Source organism: Sphingomonas sp. GC_Shp_3, from assembly GCF_026540945.1.
In the GTDB taxonomy this organism is placed as follows: Bacteria; Pseudomonadota; Alphaproteobacteria; order Sphingomonadales; family Sphingomonadaceae; genus Sphingomonas.
The window spans coordinates 928,768-945,382 of sequence record NZ_JALNUT010000001.1 but is presented as its reverse complement, the minus strand read 5'-3'; the positions used below and the strand labels follow the sequence as shown (position 1 = coordinate 945,382).

At 64.0% G+C, this 16,615-nt stretch carries 19 protein-coding genes; 7 read left to right on the top strand and 12 right to left on the bottom strand.

Going from position 1 to position 16,615, the window contains the following annotated elements:
* The first annotated feature begins 2 nt into the window (after nt 1-2).
* Together OXR00_RS04675 and OXR00_RS04670 are read left to right on the top strand one after the other, a co-directional pair.
* Nucleotides 3-488 carry a biopolymer transporter ExbD gene (locus OXR00_RS04675; protein WP_267386889.1) on the top strand — a complete coding sequence of 162 codons (486 nt, stop codon included), beginning with the start codon at nt 3-5 and terminating at the stop codon, nt 486-488.
* Between the two features lie 46 nt (nt 489-534).
* Nucleotides 535-960, top strand: a complete 426-nt coding sequence (locus OXR00_RS04670) for a biopolymer transporter ExbD (protein ID WP_267386888.1) — start codon at nt 535-537, stop codon at nt 958-960.
* Nucleotides 961-1,252: 292 nt separating this feature from the next.
* Here OXR00_RS04670 and dcd read toward each other — a convergent pair whose 3' ends face one another.
* From dcd to OXR00_RS04650, 4 genes are all read right to left on the bottom strand, one after another.
* Nucleotides 1,253-1,807: a dCTP deaminase gene (gene dcd / locus OXR00_RS04665; RefSeq protein ID WP_267386886.1), complete on the bottom strand. Its 555-nt coding sequence runs from the start codon at nt 1,805-1,807 to the stop codon at nt 1,253-1,255.
* A gap of 257 nt (nt 1,808-2,064) precedes the next feature.
* Nucleotides 2,065-2,508, bottom strand: coding sequence for a cytidine deaminase (locus tag OXR00_RS04660; RefSeq protein ID WP_267386884.1), 444 nt, complete (start codon nt 2,506-2,508; stop codon nt 2,065-2,067).
* Nucleotides 2,509-2,534: 26 nt separating this feature from the next.
* Nucleotides 2,535-3,227 carry a GH25 family lysozyme gene (locus tag OXR00_RS04655; RefSeq protein WP_267386882.1) on the bottom strand — a complete coding sequence of 231 codons (693 nt, stop codon included), beginning with the start codon at nt 3,225-3,227 and terminating at the stop codon, nt 2,535-2,537.
* 1 nt (nt 3,228) lies between these two features.
* Complete coding sequence (locus OXR00_RS04650; RefSeq protein ID WP_267386881.1) at nt 3,229-3,711, bottom strand: UPF0262 family protein; 483 nt, start codon at nt 3,709-3,711, stop codon at nt 3,229-3,231.
* Between the two features lie 118 nt (nt 3,712-3,829).
* Between OXR00_RS04650 and OXR00_RS04645 the strand changes: the two genes are divergently transcribed.
* Nucleotides 3,830-5,323, top strand: coding sequence for a replicative DNA helicase (locus tag OXR00_RS04645; protein WP_267386880.1), 1,494 nt, complete (start codon nt 3,830-3,832; stop codon nt 5,321-5,323).
* Between the two features lie 13 nt (nt 5,324-5,336).
* Here the strand turns inward: OXR00_RS04645 and OXR00_RS04640 are convergent, their stop codons facing one another.
* From OXR00_RS04640 to OXR00_RS04605, 8 genes are all read right to left on the bottom strand, one after another.
* On the bottom strand, nt 5,337-6,095 hold the full coding sequence (locus OXR00_RS04640) for a phosphoadenylyl-sulfate reductase (protein WP_267386879.1): 759 nt from the start codon (nt 6,093-6,095) through the stop codon (nt 5,337-5,339).
* Nucleotides 6,076-6,516, bottom strand: coding sequence for a DUF934 domain-containing protein (locus OXR00_RS04635; protein ID WP_267386878.1), 441 nt, complete (start codon nt 6,514-6,516; stop codon nt 6,076-6,078). Before OXR00_RS04635 ends, OXR00_RS04640 begins: the two co-directional genes overlap by 20 nt.
* Nucleotides 6,517-6,561: 45 nt before the next feature.
* Entirely contained in the window at nt 6,562-8,193 is a 1,632-nt protein-coding gene (locus tag OXR00_RS04630; protein ID WP_267386877.1) for a nitrite/sulfite reductase, read from the bottom strand.
* A 65-nt stretch (nt 8,194-8,258) separates the two neighbouring features.
* Entirely contained in the window at nt 8,259-8,549 is a 291-nt protein-coding gene (locus OXR00_RS04625; protein WP_267386876.1) for a DUF2849 domain-containing protein, read from the bottom strand.
* Nucleotides 8,546-9,337: a uroporphyrinogen-III C-methyltransferase gene (gene cobA, locus OXR00_RS04620; RefSeq protein WP_267386875.1), complete on the bottom strand. Its 792-nt coding sequence runs from the start codon at nt 9,335-9,337 to the stop codon at nt 8,546-8,548. The genes OXR00_RS04625 and cobA overlap by 4 nt, the downstream gene beginning before the upstream one ends.
* Before the next feature lie 141 nt (nt 9,338-9,478).
* On the bottom strand, nt 9,479-9,694 hold the full coding sequence (locus OXR00_RS04615) for a hypothetical protein (RefSeq protein ID WP_267386874.1): 216 nt from the start codon (nt 9,692-9,694) through the stop codon (nt 9,479-9,481).
* A gap of 41 nt (nt 9,695-9,735) precedes the next feature.
* The gene (gene astD / locus OXR00_RS04610; protein ID WP_267386873.1) at nt 9,736-11,151 is read right to left on the bottom strand and encodes a succinylglutamate-semialdehyde dehydrogenase; all 1,416 of its coding nucleotides are present in this window, start codon (nt 11,149-11,151) and stop codon (nt 9,736-9,738) included.
* Between the two features lie 55 nt (nt 11,152-11,206).
* Nucleotides 11,207-12,568: a protein adenylyltransferase SelO gene (locus tag OXR00_RS04605; protein ID WP_267387147.1), complete on the bottom strand. Its 1,362-nt coding sequence runs from the start codon at nt 12,566-12,568 to the stop codon at nt 11,207-11,209.
* Nucleotides 12,569-12,605: 37 nt separating this feature from the next.
* On the opposite strand from OXR00_RS04605, the gene OXR00_RS04600 reads away from it, so the two are divergent.
* The 4 genes from OXR00_RS04600 to OXR00_RS04585 are packed head-to-tail and all read left to right on the top strand — an operon-like array spanning nt 12,606 to nt 16,565.
* Nucleotides 12,606-13,478, top strand: coding sequence for an alpha/beta hydrolase (locus OXR00_RS04600; protein ID WP_267386871.1), 873 nt, complete (start codon nt 12,606-12,608; stop codon nt 13,476-13,478).
* Between the two features lie 33 nt (nt 13,479-13,511).
* A complete protein-coding gene (locus tag OXR00_RS04595; RefSeq protein ID WP_267386870.1) occupies nt 13,512-14,270 on the top strand; it encodes an SDR family oxidoreductase in 759 nt (252 codons plus the stop codon).
* A gap of 4 nt (nt 14,271-14,274) precedes the next feature.
* Nucleotides 14,275-15,387 carry a glycosidase gene (locus OXR00_RS04590; protein WP_267386869.1) on the top strand — a complete coding sequence of 371 codons (1,113 nt, stop codon included), beginning with the start codon at nt 14,275-14,277 and terminating at the stop codon, nt 15,385-15,387.
* A gap of 41 nt (nt 15,388-15,428) precedes the next feature.
* Nucleotides 15,429-16,565: a glycosyltransferase family 4 protein gene (locus OXR00_RS04585; protein WP_267386868.1), complete on the top strand. Its 1,137-nt coding sequence runs from the start codon at nt 15,429-15,431 to the stop codon at nt 16,563-16,565.
* Nucleotides 16,566-16,615: the final 50 nt, after the last annotated feature.

Here is a 16,615-nt window from a genome sequence, read left to right as displayed (position 1 = left end):
CCATGGCGATGAGCACTGGCGCACCAACTGACAGCGATGCACCGATGTCGGACATCAACACGACGCCGCTCGTGGACGTCATGTTGGTTCTCCTCATCATCTTTCTGATCACCGTTCCGGTGGTGGTTCAGAACATCAAACTGAAGTTGCCGGACGTGAAATACGATCCGACGACGACCAAGCCCGAAAACGTCAGCCTGTCTGTCATTCAAGACGGCAGCGGCAATTGTGCGGTGTATTGGAACCTGACGCGCGTGACGCACGATGAACTGCTGAAGCGTGCGGTCGATAAGCTGACTGCCGAAGTGAAACGACTCGGTGGCGCGGCCAATCTGACGCCGGACGATCTGCCCGAGGCACACATCCGCGGCGATGTGGACGTGCCTTACAAGTGCATCGGTGGTGCGATCTACACGATGCAGATGGCAGGTTTCGCAAAGGTCGGCTTTATTTCGCAGCCGCCGCCTAACGTCGTCGCAGGCGATTGATTACGTCGGCGGCCCTTTGGGACCGCGGTTTTAGGGAAATTTCAATATGGCAATGAGTTCCGGTCGCGGTGAAGGCGATCCCATGATGGACATCAACACGACGCCGTTGATCGACGTCATGTTGGTTCTGCTGATCATGTTCATCATCACCATCCCGCCGCAGACGCACGCAGTTAAGGTTGATCTGCCGATCAACTCCAAGGACAGCAGGCCAGTTGTCGATTCGGTTAAGAACAAGGTCATCGTCGATCCGACTGGTACCGTTCAGTGGAACGGAAGCCCGGTCGATCTGGTGACGCTCCAGCAGTATCTCGAGCAGACCAAGACGATGAACCCGGAACCGGAACTGCACTTCCAGCCTGATCCGGCGGCGAAATACGAGAAGGTTGATACCGTTTTGGCGGTTATCAAACGCTCGGGCATTTCCAAGCTCGGCTTCATCGGAAACGAGCAGTATCGCAACGATTTCTGATCACGCTCCGATCTATAGCCTACGCAAAGGCGGCCCCTGCGGCCGCCTTTTTTGTGTAGCGTGGTTGCGTGCGGCGGTGTCCGTTAGCACCCCGCTATCGCAAGCCTCCCTATCTTCCCAGAGGCTGCCGCAGACCTGCCAATCTGCGCTTACGCTGCTGGCTCCACTGCGGCACCCTGCTGCCTTGTTACTCACGACAGGTAGACGGGCGCGTCAACGCTTTGTGCGCGAGCGAGAAGGGCGCATGCTGGCACATCCGTAAGGTCAATCCTTTGGGCCTTAGGTGCGGTTCCTAAAGTTTTGGAAGCGTCACGCCGCGTTGGCCCATGTATTTGCCCGCACGATCGGCGTAGCTTGTCTCACAAGCCTCATTACCTTGCAGGAACAGGAACTGGCACGCCCCTTCGTTGGCGTAGATCTTCGCTGGTAGCGGCGTTGTATTGGAAAACTCTAACGTGACGTGACCTTCCCACCCCGGCTCGAGCGGCGTGACGTTCACGATGATGCCGCAACGCGCGTAGGTGGACTTGCCGAGACAGATCACCAGAACGTCGCGTGGCACGCGGAAATACTCGACGGTTCGCGCGAGCGCGAAGCTGTTTGGTGGGATCACGCACACATCGGTCCTGCGATCGACAAAACTGTTCGCCGCGAAATCCTTGGGATCGACGATCACGCTATCGATATTGGTGAAAATCTTGAACTCATCGGAAACGCGTGCATCATATCCGTAGGAGGAGAGGCCGTATGAGATGCAGCCATCGCGCTTTTGTGCATCAACAAACGGCTCAATCATGCCGGTTGCGAGCGCCTGCTCGCGAATCCAGCGGTCTGACATGACGGACATGATGTTTTCCCCTTACCCGGCCCGCTTTTGCGGGAATAACGGGCAAGAACAAGAGGGCAGTAGAGTTATAGAGGTCGACGTCATCGAGCGGGACGCGCGGCCTGTCTGCCGGAGGGGTGCACCGCCAAGGCATGATGCCGCAACGACAATGCGTAACCCGGTGTGCATTCGACCACGCTTCGCTTCAAAGACAATTCGGTCAAACTACAAAGAGGATCGACAATGCAAGACGAGCTATCGCGAGGACAGCCCGACGACTAGTTGCCGATACCAAGATCGCTGGGCCCGAACGCGTGCGGCAGCAGCTCCGATAGTAGGTAGCGCTCTATCGCTTCGCCCTCGGCAGCAGCGCACCATACGGTAATATCCCGCCCGCCCAGTTGCGCGGCTTCGTTGATGACCTGGCGACAACGTCCGCACGGGCCGACAACCGCGACGCCACGTGGCACGCCGTTCGCGTCAATGACGCCGCCGATTACGGCGACCGCGACTGCGTCGGTCAGATGCCCAGCGCTGCTTGCTGTCGCCAGCGCGACGGTCTCGGCGCAAAGAGACAAGCCGTAGCTGGCATTTTCGAAATTGGCGCCGGTGATGACGCTGCCATCGGCGAGGAGCACCGCGGCACCAACGCCGAAGCGCGAATAGGGCGCATGCGCCTTCAACGCTGCTGTCCTCGCCGCCGCCACCAGACGGTCACGCATCCCGTCATCTAGAACCGGATCATTCATCATGGTCGTACCACATCCCAATGTACCGACCCATCAACACCGTCGATATGCCGCATGTCGTTTGCCTGCCAGATCTGCCACGGTCTGGCGGTATAAGTCGGTGGAAAGAAGTTGCCGACCGCCCACACCGGTCGGCGTAGTTCGGACGTGACACCATAAGTCCTATCGAACGCGCGACTGATCTTGAGCAGCACCGGTGTGCCGGTAAGTGCTTCCACCATTGTAAGGAACCGCCGCAGATCCTCGACCAGTGTTTTCGCCTCCGGACGTGCAGTGCAATCGTCCGTGAAGTCGAGCTCCACAGCCGCCGGAAGTGCGGCGCGTGTACGCGGCACCGTGGTGTTGAAGTTGTTCGCCTGATCGACCGCCGAGTTGCAAAGCGAGTATCGGTGCATCGCGCCGCGCCGCAGCCGCGTCTTGGCCAATTCCTCCCAGTTTGCGGCGAAACGCATGTCGCGTCCCGCCGCTCCGGTGGTCGCGCGGACATAGGCGAAGTCGGCGCCAGCCGACTGAACCGACCACCAGTCGATCTCGCCAGCGTCGTCCGACACGTCGATGCCTTGGATCGGGTATTTGCCGCTCGGCTGCCATTGCTGAGCCCATAGCCATAGCACGCCCGCAGTGACGGCCACGATCACAAGGATTGCCGCAGCCGCGATGATGCGTTTGCCCCAGGTGTTAAGCCGAACCATGTCAGTTGCGGATGTGCAGCACGCAGATGAGCGTGAAAAGCCGCCGTGCGGTCGCAAAATCAATATCGATTTTGCCGGAGAGTCGCTCCTTCAGCAAGGTCGCGGCCTCGTCGTGAACGCCGCGCCGGGCCATATCTATCGTCTCGATCTGTTGCGGCGTCGCAGCGTGGATCGCCTGATAATAGCTGTCGCAAATCGCGAAATAATCTTTGATCGGTCGCCGAAACCGCCCCATCGCCAGCACATAGGTCTCGAGATGCGATCCGTCCTCGCGATGAATGGCGATACCGATCCGACCCTCCTCGACCGCCAGCTCGATCCGATACGGCCCGGCGTAGCCGTCCGCGTAAATCCGCTGCGGCGCGAAATGGTTTTCCTCGATCAGGTCGAAGATCGCGATCCGACGTTCCTGTTCGCTATCCGCCGATCGCCACGCGATGGTGGCCTCGTCCAGAGAGACGTGGATGATGCGCGGATCCGCCATCCCGCATCCCCTATCGGGGAAGGGGGCCTTCGACAATGACTCGCTTATCCACGTTTTGCACGTTCGGTTTGGCGCAAGCGGGTTTGAGTGCGAGGCTGCCGGCGCGTAGAGAGCGCGAATGGCAACCGCATTCGCAAACCCCGTTTCGCCCGTACCCGAGGCGCTCGCACTCCCACAAAACGTCGAGGCCGAAGCAGCGATGCTCGGCGCGATGATGATCGATAACCGGCTTGCCGACGATTTGATCGACAAGCTGGAGCCGGAGCATTTCTTCGAGCCGCTGCACGGCCGCATTTTTGCGGCGATCCGCAAGCTGCGCGGGGCCGACATGCTCGCCTCGCCGGTAACGCTGCGGCCGCTTTTCGATGCCGACGCGGGGATGCGTGAACTAGGCGGCCCGGCCTATCTCGCGCAGTTGACCGGCAGCGGCGCCGGCCTGATCGGCGCGCGCCAGTTCGCCAAGCAGATCTACGATCTTGCCATGCTGCGCACGCTGGTGACGGTTGGGCGCAGCTTGGTCGACCGCGCGCTCGATACCTCGGAGGAGGTCAATCCGCGCGCGCAGATCGAACTGGCCGAGGAGGAACTGTTCAAGGTCGCGGCAGATGGTGGCAGCGAGAGCGCGGTCAAGAGCTTCGCGCAGGCGACCACGCTGGCGGTGAAGATGGCGCAGCGTGCGCTCAATTCCGGCGGTCACCTGTCGGGGATCACCACCGGGTTCGATTCGATTAACGGCAAGATCGGTGGTCTGCACCATTCCGACTTGATGATCCTCGCCGGGCGGCCGGGCATGGGCAAGACCGCGCTTGCCACCAACATCGCGTTCAACGCGGCGCAGCGCTACATGCGCGACCGCTCGGATGGCCTGCCGCACAGCGAATCGGTCGGTGCCAAGGTCGCGTTCTTCAGCCTTGAAATGTCGGCGGATCAGCTTGCCACGCGTATCCTCGCCGAACAGGCGCGGATCAGCGGCGAGGCGCTGCGCATGGGCAAGATCAGCAAGACCGAGTTCAACCAGCTCGCCGCCGCCGCTGCCGAGCTGGAGAATCTGCCGCTGTTCATCGACGATACCGCCGGTCTTTCGATCGCGGCGCTGCACACGCGCATGCGGCGGTTGCAGCGGCGGCATAACAACGAGATCGGTCTGGTGGTGGTCGATTACCTTCAGCTTCTGACCGGTTCGGCCAAGGCGTCGGGCGACGGCCGCGTGCAGGAAATCTCGGAGATTTCGCGCGGGTTGAAGACGCTCGCCAAGGACATGAACGTGCCGGTAATCGCGCTGTCGCAGCTCAGCCGTCAGGTCGAGCAGCGCGAGGACAAGCGCCCACAGCTGTCCGACCTTCGCGAATCCGGCTCGATCGAGCAGGACGCCGATATGGTGATGTTCGTGTTCCGCGAGGATTATTACGTAGCCGCCAAAGAGCCGAAGCGCCCGGTCGAGGGCGACGGCGCCAAGATCTTCGAGGATCACGCCGGCTGGGCGAGCGAGATGGAGCGGGTGTTCGGTCTTGCCGAGTTCATCGTCGCCAAGCAGCGTCACGGCGCGACCGGCAAGGTGATCCTGAAATTCGAGCCGATGTTCACGCGTTTCAGCGACTACATCGGCTACTGAACGGACGCGGCGCCTAGAAGACCGGTTCTTCGCCCGGCTTCTCGGCGACGTGGATACCGCATTCGACTTTCTGCCAACCGCGCCAGCGCCCGGCGCGCGGGTCCTCGCCTGGTAACACCTTCGAGGTGCAGGGCTGGCAACCCACCGACAGATAGCCGTCCGCTTCGAGCGGATGGCGGGGCAGGCCGTGGGCAGCGAAATACGCTTCCAGATCGGCCTTCACCCAATCGCCCAGCGGGTTGATCTTGAGCCGACCGTCCTCGATCTCGAAACGGGCGATGTTCTGGCGGGTGGAGGACTGGAATGCTTTGCGCCCGGAGATCCAGCTATCAAGACCCTGTTTGGCGCGTTTGAGCGGCTCGACCTTGCGGATCTCGCAGCAGCCGTCGGGATCATAGGACCAGCGCAGGCCCTTGTCGTCCTTGGCAGCGAGCACCGCCATATCGGGTTCGACCGCGCAGCTGTGCGTCAGGCCAAGCCGGGATACCAGCGCCGCACGGTAGGCGAGCGTCTCCGGAAACATCTTTAGCGTATCGACGAAGATCACCGGCACGTTCGGGTCGGCCTTGGCGACGAGATCGAGCAGCACCGCGCTCTCCGTGCCGAACGACGACACCACCGCGATGCGACCGACCAGCCCCTCGGCAAACACCGTCGCCAGCATCGTCTGCGCATCAATGCCGGCGAAGCGAGCGCTCAGCGCATCGGCATCCGCCTGAGTAAAGGCGGGTCGCGTGTCGATAATGTCGAGCTTACGGGCGGGGCTGGCCATGACGGAGTTTCCAAACAGGTACGGCGCCATCGGCCGCCCCCTGATATACGTGCTCGTAGCGGGACAACGAAGCCTCCAGCGTGGCAGAATCGATTTCAGCACGGGGAGCAAAACTATCGAACCCGCACCGCCGCATCAGCGGGAGCTGATCGACCAGCACGTCGCCCTCGGCACGCAGTTCGCCGGTGTAGCCGGCCTCGCGCAGGATGCGCGCCGCCGAATAGCCGCGCCCGTCGCGGAAGCCGGGGAAGGCGACCTCGACCAGTGCGATCCGGTCGAGGTGCGGCAGCAGCGCGCGCGCGTCGTCGCCGGGCTCGACACGGACGGCGGTGGCGTTGCTCTGGCCAAGGAATGCGTCGAGCGTGACGGCAGGCTCCTCATGCGGCGCGTCGTCGCGGAAGCGTAGGGGCGATTCGGTCATGCTAACGGGCTTTCCGAGAGGGCTGTCGGGACGCTGCGGGTGGTCTTACCCATAGAGCGCGACCTTAAACGGCTCCATGCCGACCCGGCGATAGGTATCAAGGAAGCGCTCGCCGCTCGTGCGGTGGGCGAGATAGACATTGGTCACCGTCTCGACCGCGTCGACGATCCCGTCTTCGTCGAAGCCGGGGCCGGTGATCTTGCCGAGACTGACATCTTCCGCGCCCGACCCACCGAGCGAAAGCTGGTAATTTTCGATGCCTTTCTTGTCGACGCCAAGGATGCCGATGTGGCCGGCATGGTGGTGGCCGCAGGCGTTGATGCAACCGCTGATCTTCAGCTTCAGCTCGCCGAGATCGCGCTGCCGTTCGAGGCTGGCGAAGCGATCGGCGATCTTCTGCGCGACAGGGATCGAGCGGGCATTGGCGAGCGCGCAATAATCAAGCCCTGGGCAGGCGATGATGTCGCCGATCAGGTCAAGATTGGCGGTGGCGAGGCCGGCCGCGTCGAGCGCCTGCCACACTGCATACAGATCGGCCTTGCGGACGTGCGGCAGGACGATGTTCTGCGCATGGGTGACGCGCAGCTCGTCGAACGAATAGCGCGTGGCGAGATCGGCCATCACGTCGATCTGGTCGGCCGAGGCGTCGCCCGGGATGCCGACGGTCGGCTTGAGGCTGATGTTAACGATGGCATAGCCCGCTTGCTTGTGCGCGCGTACGTTCTGGTCGAGCCAGACCGCGAAGTCCGGATCGCTGCGATCCACCGTGTCAGTGGCGGCTGTGTCGAACGCAGGGGGCGCGAAGAAGGCGGTGATCCGCTCCAGCTCGACAAGCGGCGGGTCGATGCCGAGTGTCTTGACGTGCGCGAACTCCTCCTCGACCTGACGCGCATATTCTGCCGCGCCGATCTCGTGGATGAGGATCTTGATGCGCGCCTTGTAGATGTTGTCGCGCCGGCCGTAGCGGTTGTAGACGCGCAGGCACGCCTCGAGATAGCTCATCAGGTCTTCGGCGGTAATGAAGTCCTTGATCTCAGGGCCGATCATCGGCGTTCGGCCCATGCCGCCGCCGACGAAGATCTTTGCACCGAGCACGCCGTCCCGCTTGAGCAACTGGATGCCGATATCGTGCAGCCGCATTGCCGCGCGGTCCTCCTCCGCCGCGATGACCGCGATCTTGAACTTGCGCGGCAGGTAGCTGAACTCGGGGTGGAAGGTGCTCCACTGGCGCAGCAGCTCGGCCCAGGGGCGCGGATCGGCGACTTCGTCCGCGGCGGCACCGGCAAACTGGTCGGACGAGATGTTGCGGATGCAATTGCCGCTGGTCTGGATGGCGTGCATCTCGATAGTCGCCAGTTCGGCGAGGATGTCGGGTGCCTCGTCGAGCTTGATCCAGTTGTACTGGATGTTCTGCCGCGTGGTGAAGTGGCCGTAGCCGCGATCGTACTTGCGCGCGATGTGCGCCAGCATGTGCATCTGCTTGCCCGACAGCGTGCCATACGGCACCGCAACGCGCAGCATATAGGCGTGCAACTGAAGATAGAGGCCGTTCATCAGCCGCAGCGGCTTGAACTGATCCTCGGTCATTTCCCCCGACAGGCGGCGCTTCACCTGATCGCGGAACTCCTCGACGCGAGCGTCGACGATCGACTGGTCGTATTGGTCATACTGGTACATGGCTTACCTCGTCGCGCCGGTCGGCGCCGGGAACGTGGAGTTCTGGTGGATCAGGCCGCGCGCGGTCACAGCACCACCTGCGGCGAGATGTCCGGCGCGAGCGTCAGGTCCATCCGCACCGTTGGGCCGAGCGCGCGGATACGATCCTTGATGTGGTCGGGGCGGGGGCCTTCCGGCGTGGCGGCCGCCTCGATCACCACCGGCCCGTTGACGCGGCGCGCGGCCTCCTCGATGCGGCCCAGCGCCTCGCCTTCGCTGCCGACATCCGCCGAGTCCGCGACGTGGCGGGACCAGCCAGAACCGGTCCACCAGATCACATCGCCCGTCGCCAGATCGTTTCCCGTCAACAGCTTCACGCAAAGTTTCCTTCAGCAACATTCGCCCAGCGGCCGAGCCGATCCTCGGCATCGGACAGTTCGACAACCTCGCCGACGACGATGATCGCCGGGCTGCCGACAGCCTCCCGCGTCACCATCGCGCCGAGATCCGCCAACAGGGTACGCAGCGCCCGCGCGCCCGACAACGTGCCGCGTTCCAGCACCGCCACCGGCATGTCCGGGGCGACACCGTCGCGCATCAATTTGTCGGCGATATCGTTTGCGGTGGCGACGCCCATGTAGATGACGAGCGTTCGGCCCTTGCCGGCGAGACCGGACCAATCCTGATCGGCGAGCCCCTTGCACTGGCCGGCGACGAAGCTGACCGCGCTGGAATAATCGCGGTGGGTGAGCGGCAACATCGCCTCCGCCGCGCACCCGAGCGCGGCCGATACGCCGGGGATCACCTCGACCGGCAGCCCGGCGGCGCGCACCGCCTCGACCTCCTCGCCGCCGCGCCCGAAGATGAACGGATCGCCGCCCTTCAGCCGCACTACGATCGCGCCGGTCTTCACATGCGCGACGATAAGCGCATTGATCGATTCCTGCGGCAATGTGTGACGCGCGCGCCGCTTGGCGACGGAGATGCGCTGTGCGGCGGCGGGCGCGATCTCCAGCACGCGTGAATCGATCAGCCCGTCATGCACCACGACATCGGCAGATTTCAGCGCCGCGACCGCGCGTACCGTTAACAGGCCCGGATCGCCCGGCCCCGCACCAACGAGGATGACGCGCCCGCGCGCGGTAGGATCGAGCAGAGTAGCCATGCCTGCCAGATGCGCGAATTGGCGTGTGGGTTCAACCCGACGCCTGCTATTGGGCGAGGTAGGATAACTTGATGGTCGCGCAACGCGTGGTGAGTGGTGTCGGCGGGTGACGATGAAGCGGGCAACGAGAAGCCCGCAGCATCACCGCTTCGCAACTTCCAGTTCACGTGCCCGGCGGGAGAGGCGAATAGCCTCGTCGATCAGGTCGGCCGCGAAGTCGGGTGTCTTTTCGCGAACCGCGATCGACAGGCAATTGGTGGCTTGCTGACGCAATTTTGCGGAGCGGGTAAAGCGAACTGGGGCAGAATCGTCGGTCGTCACGATCGGTGTAATCACCGGTTTGAACAGAGGTTCCACGGTTCGTCGCACGGCAACACTATGATGCGATCAACGGTTCGTCAGCTGTCGCGAAGGCCGACGCCGATGCTGGCGCGGGCTTGTTCCGATTCGCTGGAAACCACTGGATACGCACAATAATCCGCCGCATAAAAAGCGCTGGGTCGGTGATTGCCGGACCAACCGATACCGCCGAACGGCGCGCCAGACGATGCGCCGTTGGTCGGCTTGTTCCAATTCACAATACCCGCGCGCGCGTTTGCCCAGAACTGGTTGTAGAGCGCTGGGTTCTGGCTGAGCAACGTCGCCGACAGGCCATAACGGGTGTTGTTCGCCTCGGCGATGGCATCCTCAAAACTGCGCGCGCGGACCACTTGAAGGATCGGACCGAACAGCTCGATATCGGGGCGATCGTTCATCTCGGTCACGTCGATCAGCGCGGGAAGGAGGAACGGCAGATCGGGCTTCGGCCGTTCGAGGTGGCGGATCGGGCGACCGCCACGGATCATCAGCTCGAGAAAGCTTTCGGTCAGAAGATCGGCGGATTCGTTGTCGATCACCGGACCCATGAAAGGTTGCGGCTTGGCGTGCGGCTCATCGACGATGATGCGCGCAATCAAGCCGTTCACCGCCTCGATAAGCTGATCGTGCACGCGCTCGTCTACGATCAGCCGTCGTGCGGCGGTGCAGCGCTGGCCCGCGCTCATGAAGGCAGATTGCGCGATGATGATAGCGGCGGCGTGAACGTCGGGCGATTCCCACACCACGATCGGATTGTTGCCGCCCATCTCCAACGCCAGGATCTTCTCGGGCCGGTTGGCGAACGCGCGGTTGAGCGCGATGCCGGTCCGTGCCGACCCTGTGAACAGCAGCCCGTCGATGCCGTCATGCGCGGCGAGTGCCTTGCCCTCGTCCGGACCGCCTAGCAGCAATCGCACGCAGCCTTCCGGCACGCCGCCTTCGTGGAAGCAGGAAACGAGAAACTCGCCGACCGCTGGCGTTTTTTCGGAGGGCTTGAACACCACCGCATTGCCGGCGAGCAGCGCGGGAACGATGTGGCCATTCGGCAGATGCGCGGGGAAATTGTAGGGGCCCAGCACCGCCAGCACACCATGCGGCTTGTGGCGTAGCGCGATGCGGCTGCCCATCGGCGCGTCGAGGCGGCGCTGCGCGCTACGCTCGGCATAGGCTTTCACCGAGATGTCGACCTTTGCGATGACCGACTCGACCTCGGTATGCGCCTCCCAGAGCGGCTTGCCGGTTTCGCGCGCGATCAGATCGGCGAACGCGTCGGCGCGGCGGCGAACGACATTGGCGAAGCGGCGAAGCGCCTCGGTGCGATAGGCGAGCGGGCGTGCGGCCCAATTCGCCCAGCTTTCGCGCGCAGTCGCCACCTCGGCGTCGACATCGCCGCTATGCCCACGCCAGAGAACGGCACCCGTGGCCGGTTCGATCGAAGTTAGTTCTGTTGCGACCATATTGGTGCGGTCTTGCCCGACTTCGCGGCGCAAATCCACTCCGCGCATTACCACCTCACGCGAGTGCTGCGCCCATGTCACGGATTGCATCGACCTTCGCGTGCAGGAGCGACCAATCGTCCCGCTCGGCAATCGCCGACCAGATTGCCTCGACTTCGCCGATCAGCATCGAACAGGGCGTGTCGTCGCGCCAGTACGCGTGGGTACGGCTTTTCCGCGCAGCGTAGGGTGCGGCTAGGGTGCGGGCCTCGGCAAAAGCTTCGGTATCGGGCAGGGCGCCGCCGAACGCGTCGAGAAAGAAGCGATCGACCTGGAGGTTGTCGGAGCGCAACCCGCGTTCGACCGCGTTGACAAGGGCGGCGTTGTCCTCAGGCCCCCGCGAAACGAGGCCGAGCCGCCACAGAATCGCGTCGCCCACCGCCGGCTGATATCGCGCGCCGAACGTGTCGAGCACCGCGATCAGCGGCTCGGCCGGGCTGATCGCGCGCAAGCTGACCGCAAGTTGCATCGCATCCCAGTGGATCGCCTCGGGCTGGCGACCGAACGCGTAGAGGCCGGCGTGGTCGAAATAGGCGGCGGTGAAGCCTGCGTCCCACGTCGGCAGAAAGCGCCACGGGCCATAGTCGAAGCTCTCACCCGTCACGTTGATGTTGTCGGTATTCAGCACGCCGTGCACGAAGCCCGCCGCCATATAGCTTGCCGCCAGCTTCGCAGTGCGTTGCACGACCAGGTCTAGCAGCCGGGTGGCAGGTTCCGCGCCGGGTTCTTCGCGGTAGAGGTTGCGCAGCACGTAATCGACGAGGCGGCGCATATTGTCCTCGTCGCGGTGATAGGCGAGCCGCTGGAAAGTGCCGATGCGGATGTGACCGTGGCTGAGCCGCACCATCACCGCCGCGCGCGTGGGCGAGGGTTCGTCGTTGCGATCCAGTGCTTCGCCGGTTTCGATCAGCGAGAAGGTACGGGACGTTTCGACGCCCAGCGCCTCCAGCATCTCGGTCGCGAGAATTTCGCGCACCCCGCCCTTCAGCGTGAGGCGACCGTCGCCGAAGCGGCTCCACGGCGTCTGGCCGCTGCCCTTGGTCGCGAGGTCCATGAGGCGCCCGTGGGTGTCGCGCATCTGCGCGAACAGAAAGCCGCGCCCGTCACCAATGTCCGGGTTGTACACGCGGAACTGATGGCCGTGGTAGCGCAGCGCGAGCGGCTGCGGCAGGTTTCCCGGTAGTGGCGTGAACCGTCCGAAATGGCGGATCCAGTCGCCATCGCTCAACCCGTCAAGTCCGACGCCGGTGGCAGCGCGGTCGTTGCGGAAGCGCAGCCGGGTCTCGGGGAAGTTGGCCGCCGTCACCGGATCGTAGAAGGCGTCTCCCAGATCAAGGATGCGCGGATCGGGGCGATATGCTTGCGGGAAGTCTGCCATACCGCGATATGGGTGCGCCGCAGCCGAGGACGCAACCATGCCCGCTTACGAAAACCGCTATTGGTGGTCTAACGACGGGCTGCGGCTGCACTACCGTGACTATGCGGGCGGCAATGGGCGCCCCCCGATCGTCTGCATCCCCGGCTTGACACGCAACGCGCGCGATTTTGACGATCTCGCGATGCGCTTGTCGCCCCAATGGCGGGTGATCGCGCTGGATCTGCGCGGGCGCGGCGAGAGCGCCTATGCGAAGGACCCGATGACCTACGTGCCGATGACGTACGTGCAGGATATCGAAGCGTTGCTCGCTGAATTGGGGCTTGAGAGTTTCATTGCGTTCGGAACTTCGCTCGGCGGCATCCTGACGATGCTGCTGGCGGGCGCGGCGCACGAGCGGTTGGCCGGTGCGCTCATCAACGATGTGGGGCCGGAGATCGAAGCGGCGGGCATCCTGCGCATCCGTGGCTACGTCGGCAAATCGAACAGCTGGCCGACCTGGCTGCACGCCGCACGTGCGGTCGCCGAGGCCAACGCCGATGCGTTTCCGGCTTACGCCATCGAGGACTGGCTGGCGATGGCCAAGCGGCTGTACCGGGTGAACAGCGCCGGCCGCATCGTGCTCGATTACGACATGAAGATCGCCGAACCGTTTCGCGTGCCGGGGAACGAGGCGGGGCCGGATATGTGGGGCGCGCTCGCGCGGCTGCAGGGCGTACCGACGCTGGTGGTGCACGGGGGCCTGTCCGATCTGCTGTCGGCGCGCACGGCGGCGCGGATGGTGGCGACGCTGGACCGGGCCGAACTCGTCACTGTGCCCAACGTCGGCCACGCGCCGAGCCTGTGCGAACCCGAAGCGGTGGCGGCGATCGACCGTTTGCTGGCCCACATCGGGGAACCGGAGGCGGGCTGAACCGTCTTCCCCGGGACTTTACGGGAGCTGTACATGCTTGATCTCGCCGACGCGCACACCGCCGTTTCCAACCTGTCAGGCAAGCGCATCCTCGTGACCGGCGGCACCACCGGGATCGGTCGTGCCATCGCGGTGCTGCTGGCGAGCGAGGGCGCGCGCCTCCACGTTTGCGGCCGCACGCCCGAACATCTCGCCGATGCGGTCGGGCGGCTCAACGAGGTTGGCGCGGGCGCCGGCACCACCGTCGATCTCGCGGAGCAGGGCGCGCCCGAGCGTTACGTGAAGGCGGCGACCGAATGGCTCGGCGGACTGGACGTTGCGGTCATTAACGCGGCGATCCCGGCGGAGGGCCTGTCGGACATGAGCGACAGCGACTTGCGCTATGCGATCGCCACCAATTTTACCGCATACCTAACCAGCGCGCATGCCGCAGTGGAGGCGATCGGCGAGGCAGGTGGTGACATCGTGCTGATCGGCTCCGTTTCCTCGCACATCCTCGGGCCGGGTTCGACGGTGTACGCCGGCATCAAGGCGGGCATCGCCGGGTTTGCCGAAGCGCTTCGAAGGGAACTCGGCCCGAAGAACATCCGCGTTACGCTGGTCGAGCCAGCGCTGACCCAGTCCGACATGCACTACCCCGACAAGGATGCCGACGCGCAGAAGGAGATGGTGCGTAACGACAAGATGCTCCGGTCCGAGGACATCGCGGTCGCAGTGTATTATGCACTGACGCAGCCGCGCCGGGCGGTGGTGCAGACCGTCGTCGTCGCCCCTCGCATCAGCGAGGAGTAAGGGGGTGGCATTCGACCAGATCGTGTTCGACCCGCGCGACGTCGATCTCGCGCGGTCTCCACTGGCGGGGAAGGTCGATGCGGAAACCTATGTGCTGGGCGCGTTCAACCCCGGCATGACGCGGCTTCGAAACGGCAATCTGCTGTTGATGGTGCGGGTGGCGGAGGCGTTGAAGCGGCCGATCGTCAATCAGCATATCCATGCTATCCGCTGGGACGAGGGCGCTTACGTGCTCGACGCCTGGCCGATCGACTATGTCGATACCGCCGACCCGCGTAAGTTCATGATGCGCGGCGGCGGGTGGAAGGTCATGGCGCTGACCTCGCTTTCCTGGTTGCTGCCGGTCGAGCTGTCCGCAGATGGTACCAAGGTCGTGGACGTGCATTATGACCGCGCCATCGCGCCGCGCGCATCGTACCAATGCTACGGGGTGGAGGATGCGCGGATCAGCCAGGTCGGCGATCGGTACCTGATGACGACCTGCTCGGTCAGCCCGGAGCGACATTCGACCACGCTGTATACGTCAGACAATGCGCTCGACTGGCAGCTGGAGGGGATCGTGCTCGATCACCAGAACAAGGACATGCTGATCTTCGAAGGGCAGATCGACGGCAAGTATTTCGCGCAGACCCGGCCGTTGGGTGACCTCTACTTCGCCTATCCTCCCGGCAGCGAGTGGCGGGCAGGACCGTCGATCAATCTCGCGTCATCACCCGACGCACTGCACTGGAAGCCGTACGACAAGCCCGGCATTCGTCCGCATGCCAAGACGCTTGCGACCGCGCGGATGGGAGGTGGTGCGCCGCCGGTGCTGACCGACCGTGGCTGGCTGACGCTCTGGCATGGCGTCGAGCCGTCAGGGGTGGTGGGCATCTATCGCACCTATTGGTCGGTGCTAGAGCGTGACGATCCTTCTGTGGTGGTGGCGACCAGCGACACGCCGCTGCTCGAGGCATCCCCCGAACTGACCGAGCCGATCAAGGATCTGATGTACCTTAACGATGTGGTGTTCACGACCGGCATCGCTGATGCGGGCGATCACTATGTCGTGGCGAGCGGCGAGGCGGATCTCGCCTGCCGCATCACGCATGTCGATAAGGCCGTTTTTTCCGCCTGAGCCTTGAAAGCCGAGAGAGAAAGCGGGCAGGAGGCTTCGCGATGCCTGCGGTCCACATCCTCCACCTCCATTCCAGCTTTAGCCTCGGCGGCAAGGAGGCGCGCGCCGTCCGGCTGATGAATGCGTTCGGCGAGCGGGCGCGGCACACCATCGTCTCATCGATGCCAGACCAATATGGCGCGTGCGACGCGATCGCGCCGGGCATCTCCTATGAACTCGCGCAGGCTGCGCCGCCGTTGACCGGCCGGCCGTCGGTGAAGCGCTATGAAGAGATCGCGCGTTTCATGCGACGCTTCGATCTCGTTCTGACCTATAATTGGGGCGGTATCGATGGGGTGATGGCGCGTCGGGTGGTGGGATCGAAGGGTCCGCCGGTCGTTCACCACGAGGACGGCTTTAACGAGGATGAAGCGGACGGCCTGAAGCCCCAGCGCAATCTATACCGCCGCATCGCGCTCGGCGCCGCATACGCGCTGGTGGTACCGTCGAAGACGCTTGAGACGATCGCGCGAAAGACATGGAAGCAGCCGGAGACGCGCGTTCACCGCATCGCCAACGGCATCGCCACCGCACGCTACGCGGTAGCGCCAGCACCGAACGCGATCCCCGGTTTCCGCCGCAAGCCGGGCGAGATCGTGATTGGCACGCTCGCCGGACTCCGCGCGGTGAAGAACCTGCCCCTGCTGGTGCGCGCGGTCGGCGGCATGGCGTCGCGCGCGCGACTGGTGGTGGTGGGCGAGGGGCCGGAGCGACAGGCAATCCTCGACACGGCCGAGGCGATGGGGCTGGCGGACCAGTTGGTGATGCCGGGCTTCCTGCCCGAGCCGCACCGCTATGTCGGGCTGTTCGATATCATGGCCTTGTCATCCCGCAGCGAGCAGTTTCCCATATCGATCCTGGAGGGCATGGCGGCGGGTTTGCCGATCGTCGCGCCGCCGGTCGGCGACATTCTCGACATGGTCGCACCGTCAAACCTGCCGTACATCCAGCACGCTTCGGATGAAGTGCGAATCCGTGACGCGCTGCAGTCGATCGCGGGGGCGGACGCGGCAGCGCGGATCTGGCTGGGCGAGCAGAACCGCGTGAAAGCGGTCGCCGAATATGACGAGGCGGTGATGATCGCGCGCTACGCCGCGCTCTATTCCGGGGCAATGGGTCGGCCCGGCGCCTTGGGGTGAGCCGCAAGCCTCTCGTCAAGCGTTGACGATCCGCTATAGGACGGTTTGAG

What these genes read in the sequence shown, in the direction of transcription:
- OXR00_RS04675 (WP_267386889.1), top strand. Translation starts at nt 3, where the DNA reads ATGGCGATGAGCACTGGCGCACCAACTGACAGCGATGCACCGATGTCG.
- OXR00_RS04670 (WP_267386888.1), top strand. Translation starts at nt 535, where the DNA reads ATGGCAATGAGTTCCGGTCGCGGTGAAGGCGATCCCATGATGGACATC.
- dcd (WP_267386886.1), bottom strand. Translation starts at nt 1,807, where the DNA reads ATGTCCGTCATGTCAGACCGCTGGATTCGCGAGCAGGCGCTCGCAACC.
- OXR00_RS04660 (WP_267386884.1), bottom strand. Translation starts at nt 2,508, where the DNA reads ATGCGTGACCGTCTGGTGGCGGCGGCGAGGACAGCAGCGTTGAAGGCG.
- OXR00_RS04655 (WP_267386882.1), bottom strand. Translation starts at nt 3,227, where the DNA reads ATGGTTCGGCTTAACACCTGGGGCAAACGCATCATCGCGGCTGCGGCA.
- OXR00_RS04650 (WP_267386881.1), bottom strand. Translation starts at nt 3,711, where the DNA reads ATGGCGGATCCGCGCATCATCCACGTCTCTCTGGACGAGGCCACCATC.
- OXR00_RS04645 (WP_267386880.1), top strand. Translation starts at nt 3,830, where the DNA reads ATGGCAACCGCATTCGCAAACCCCGTTTCGCCCGTACCCGAGGCGCTC.
- OXR00_RS04640 (WP_267386879.1), bottom strand. Translation starts at nt 6,095, where the DNA reads ATGGCCAGCCCCGCCCGTAAGCTCGACATTATCGACACGCGACCCGCC.
- OXR00_RS04635 (WP_267386878.1), bottom strand. Translation starts at nt 6,516, where the DNA reads ATGACCGAATCGCCCCTACGCTTCCGCGACGACGCGCCGCATGAGGAG.
- OXR00_RS04630 (WP_267386877.1), bottom strand. Translation starts at nt 8,193, where the DNA reads ATGTACCAGTATGACCAATACGACCAGTCGATCGTCGACGCTCGCGTC.
- cobA (WP_267386875.1), bottom strand. Translation starts at nt 9,337, where the DNA reads ATGGCTACTCTGCTCGATCCTACCGCGCGCGGGCGCGTCATCCTCGTT.
- astD (WP_267386873.1), bottom strand. Translation starts at nt 11,151, where the DNA reads ATGGTCGCAACAGAACTAACTTCGATCGAACCGGCCACGGGTGCCGTT.
- OXR00_RS04605 (WP_267387147.1), bottom strand. Translation starts at nt 12,568, where the DNA reads ATGGCAGACTTCCCGCAAGCATATCGCCCCGATCCGCGCATCCTTGAT.
- OXR00_RS04600 (WP_267386871.1), top strand. Translation starts at nt 12,606, where the DNA reads ATGCCCGCTTACGAAAACCGCTATTGGTGGTCTAACGACGGGCTGCGG.
- OXR00_RS04595 (WP_267386870.1), top strand. Translation starts at nt 13,512, where the DNA reads ATGCTTGATCTCGCCGACGCGCACACCGCCGTTTCCAACCTGTCAGGC.
- OXR00_RS04585 (WP_267386868.1), top strand. Translation starts at nt 15,429, where the DNA reads ATGCCTGCGGTCCACATCCTCCACCTCCATTCCAGCTTTAGCCTCGGC.